Source organism: Methylophilus sp. (genome assembly GCF_035460085.1).
Taxonomy (GTDB): Bacteria; Pseudomonadota; Gammaproteobacteria; order Burkholderiales; family Methylophilaceae; genus Methylophilus.
The window spans coordinates 1-4,105 of record NZ_DATHWZ010000080.1; the positions used below are offsets into that span (position 1 = coordinate 1).

Genomic DNA, 4,105 nt, shown 5'->3' on the forward strand with positions numbered 1-4,105 from the left:
GGTTTGCTGAGCAGATCTTTGGAGACTGATTTCAGTTGTCCTTCCGCCAGTAATTGCGGGCTGTTGGCAAAAGTGGAGAAGCGCACATCAGCAGCCTGGCCGGTATGGATCTTGTCTATCAGATGTGGCGGGATCTGCGCATCCACGATCAACGCCTCCCCTGAAGGCACAATGTCCATCAGTTTCTGTCCGGGCTGGATGATCGCGCCCAGGGTATGCACCTGCAAACCGACCACCTGGCCGGATGCCGGCGAACGGATTTCGGTACGGCCCAACTCATCCCGCAACGCCAGCACCTTTTGCGCATCGGCTTCTACCTGCAGTTTGACCTGCGCCATTTCGGCATCCATCTCTTTACGCTCCAGCTGGTTACGCTGGTTGATCTGCTGCTGCAGCTCCATGATCGCCCGCTGTGCGCGGATGATATTCGCCTGGGTATTGGCGCGTTCGCCATGCAATGCCGCCACGCGTTGTTCCAGGTCATTCTGCTGGTTACGTGGCGCGTAACCTTCTGCGGTCAGGCCGCGCACGCCTTGCAATTGGTCTTCAAGCAGGGTCAGTTGCGATTCATGGCTGGAGAGCATGCCCTGATAGCCTTGCACCATCGCCTCATAGCCGGCGATGGATTCTTTTTTTCCGGCAATATCGGCGGCCAGTGCAGAAGTCCTGGCGGCTAGCAATTGCGTCTGGTTACGCATTTGCTGCTGGATCAGCGGGTCTTGCTGCTGGGCGAGCAAGTCAGGGTGAAAGTCAATGACACTGCGGTGCAACTGCTCGGCGCGTAACCGGTCCTCCTGTGCGCGCAACCCTGCATAGCGTTGCCGCACCTCTTCATAACGTGCCTTGCTCGCCATGTCATCCAGCTTGAATAACAGGTCGCCCGCTTTCACTTCCTTGCCTTCTTGCACAAAGAGGGCACTGACAATGCCGCCTGACAAATGCTGCACCACTTTGTGGTTACTTTCGATACTGACCTGCCCTTCAGTCGGCACGCCTTCATCCAGTGGCGCATAGGCCGCCCAGATCACAAAACCAATCACGCCGGCCAGCAGGATAATCGCCCCTTTTCTGGTGTGACCAGTGTGCTGGGCATAGCGCTCAATCGCATGCACATTGTCAGGAACAGGCGTCAGGGACACAGGGGTTGAATACATGGCAATAAACTCACGTGGGTTCCGCAGGCATGCTTGAAGAAGCAGACTGCAATTGATTCAGGTAGGCGATACCGGCATCACGCGGGCCATGATGCACGACCTCTCCTCGTTTGAGGATCAGCAGGTCATCGGTGACTTTCAGTACGCCGGAACGATGGGTCACCACGACAATAGTAGTGCCAAGCACCTTCAGGGCTTGCAGCAATTCCATCAGTCGCGCTTCACCAAATTCATCCAGGCTGGCATTCGGTTCATCCAGCACTAATAATGGTGGCTCTTTGTAAATGGCGCGTGCCAGGCCCAGCAATTGGCGTTGCCCGCCAGATAGCGGCAAGCCCTGCTCATCAAGGCGGGTATCGTAGCCTTGCGGCAGGCGCAGGATCGCTTCATGCAAGCCCACCCGCTGGCACGCCTGGAGTATGTACTGGCTTTCCAGCTCGCCAAACCTGGCCACATTCTCGGCAATGGTGCCCTCCAGCAATGACACCTGTTGCGGCAGGTAGCCCACGCTGGTGAGCAGGGTGCGGGCATTGTTGGCCTGGATGGCTGACTGGTTGATCTGATAGCTGCCTGCGTGCGGCGAGATCACACCCACAAGTAAACGGGCCAATGTACTCTTGCCAGAGCCGGAAGGGCCCATGATGCACAGCAAACGGCCTGGTGAAATGCTCACGTTCAGGTTGTTCAGGATACGGCGTGACTGCAGTTCCACGCTCACTGATTCCAGGGTCAAGTGATAAGGGCGCTGTAACGGCTGTATGACAGGCAATACTTGCCACTGCTGTTGGCGGTTCTCGAGGATCAACTGCAGGTCACTGGCAGCGACATTGGCCTGCAGCCATTGGCGCCAGCTATGCACAATCACATCAAACGGTTGCAAGGCCCGCGCAATTAGTACATTCGATGCAATCATGGAACCGACACTGATCTGGCCTTTAATGGTCAACCAGGCGGCAATCGCCAGCATCAGCGATTGCATGGTGTAACGCACCCATTTATTGACAAACTGGCTGCGGTCACTCGCCGCCAGCCAGATAGTTTCGGCTTGCGACTGCTCGGACAATAACGCCTGCCAGCGCTGGCGCAACGTTTGCGACATGCCTAGCACATGGCTGGTTTGCAAATGGCGGATCTTCTGCTGAATAAAGTTTTCAGTGAACTGTTTAGCTTGCTGCGCCTGCTGTGCCGGCCCTGCAATCACTTTCTGGTTCCACAAGGCCACTGCACATTGCACCAGGCAAAACACGACAGCGGTCGCCCCCAGCACCGGGTGCAGCACGAACAGCACAGTGATATACACCACACTCCAGGGCATATCCAACATGGCAAACAACCCTTGCCCGGTCATAAACTGCCTGACAGTCGTGAGTTGCTGCAACGACTGTACCGGTGACTGGTGCTGCCTTATTTCGGTATTCAAATAGGTGCGCGTATCAAAAATGGCGGAAAAAATCTGCTTCCCGTAAGTCAGGTCAAACTGCACCCCGGTTTTGATCGCATACAGGTTGCGCAGCCAGTCGGCTCCAGCCATCAGTAACAGCAAACCGGCCGTCAGTGCAGTCACCGCCACCAGCGTCAGAGTATTACGGCTTTGCATGACCCGGTCATACAACTGGAGCATGTACAGCGTAGGCACCAGCATCAGCACATTGGTCAGCAAGCTAAGCCAGGCCATCTGCATGAACTGTGTGCGGAAAGGCTTGACCAGCAGCCATAATGAATATTGCTTGGCCGGTTTCATGGTTGTGCTGCTTTCACTACGTGTGGTTGAACCACTTGAGATTTAACGACTTGTGGCTTGGCAGCTTGCGTTTTTACTGCATGGGTGTTGGCTGTCTCGGCCTTGGCAGCCTCAGGCTGAAAACTGGCCAGCACATCATTCGGCTTGCCGTAGCGGATCATTTGGCCCTGGCACATCACCAGCATGAAATCCGCAATGTTCAGGATGTGCTGCAAATGGCTGATAATCACAAAGGTCGTACCCTGCTGTTTCAGGCGGGCGATGGCCAGCTGGAAAATGCGCTCGGCAGCGGTATCGAGATTGGCGTTGGGCTCATCCAGCACCACGATACGGGGCTTGCCATACAGGGCACGCGCCAGCCCGAGCAATTGCCGTTCACCGCCGGATAACGGCACGCCGGATTGACCAATCAGGGTGTTCAATCCTTCCGGCAGCTGATTGATCCAGTCAGCTAATCCCAGCAGGTCGATCACTTCAGCCAAAGCCTGTGTATCAGGGGTTTTGAAGCGGCAAATATTATCGATGACGCGGCCATCAAACAGATCCACTTCTTGTGCCAGATACCCTACATAGGGTCCCAGCCGGTTTTTATCCCAGCCATGCACATCCACACCATCGTAGCGCACACGGCCACTGGTTGGCGGCACCAGGCCCACCAGTAGTTTGGCAAGGGTGGTTTTGCCGGATGCGGAAGCACCAGCCACCACCAGCACATTTCCGGCAGGCAAATTAAAATGGACCTGGCGGATAAATACTTCTGCCTGCGCCTTGCCCGCTTGCGGCTGGGCATAGGCCAGTTGATCGGCTGCAATCGCACCGGTCGGAGGAGGCAGTACCAGGCCCTCGCCTTTTTGCGCAGCTCCGGCAAACAGGCTTTCGATCCGCTGCCATGCCGTCCACGCTTGCTCGTAGGTTTTCCAATGCCCGACGCATTGCACCAGGGGGGCCAGCACACGCGCTGCCAGGATCGATGCCACGATCATCATCGCGCCGCCATTGAACAATTCGCCTTCAATAAACAGGTAGCAGGCCAGGCCAAGGATCAGGCTGGTTTGCATGGTCTGCAACCAGCGTGAAGCCGCCGAATTTTTACCTGCCAGCTCGGAAGCCTGCGCCTGTTGCCATAAAAAGCCGTGCTGGCTTTTTAACCAGCGTTGCTCCACCGGCGCCATCATTTGCATGGACTGCATCACATCCGTATGGCGGCTGA

Annotated in this window: 3 protein-coding genes; all 3 read right to left on the reverse strand. The window is 56.2% G+C overall.

Annotated features, from left to right (window positions below; translation table 11 throughout):
- A partial coding sequence (locus VK958_RS11120; RefSeq protein ID WP_325241296.1) for an HlyD family type I secretion periplasmic adaptor subunit occupies nt 1-1,154 on the reverse strand: 1,154 nt, incomplete at its 3' end.
- Between the two features lie 10 nt (nt 1,155-1,164).
- Nucleotides 1,165-2,895 (reverse strand): type I secretion system permease/ATPase, encoded by a 1,731-nt coding sequence (locus VK958_RS11125; RefSeq protein ID WP_325241298.1) that lies wholly within the window; start codon nt 2,893-2,895, stop codon nt 1,165-1,167.
- On the reverse strand, nt 2,892-4,105 hold a 1,214-nt coding region (locus VK958_RS11130; protein ID WP_325241300.1), incomplete at its 5' end, for a type I secretion system permease/ATPase. The genes VK958_RS11125 and VK958_RS11130, both read right to left, overlap by 4 nt.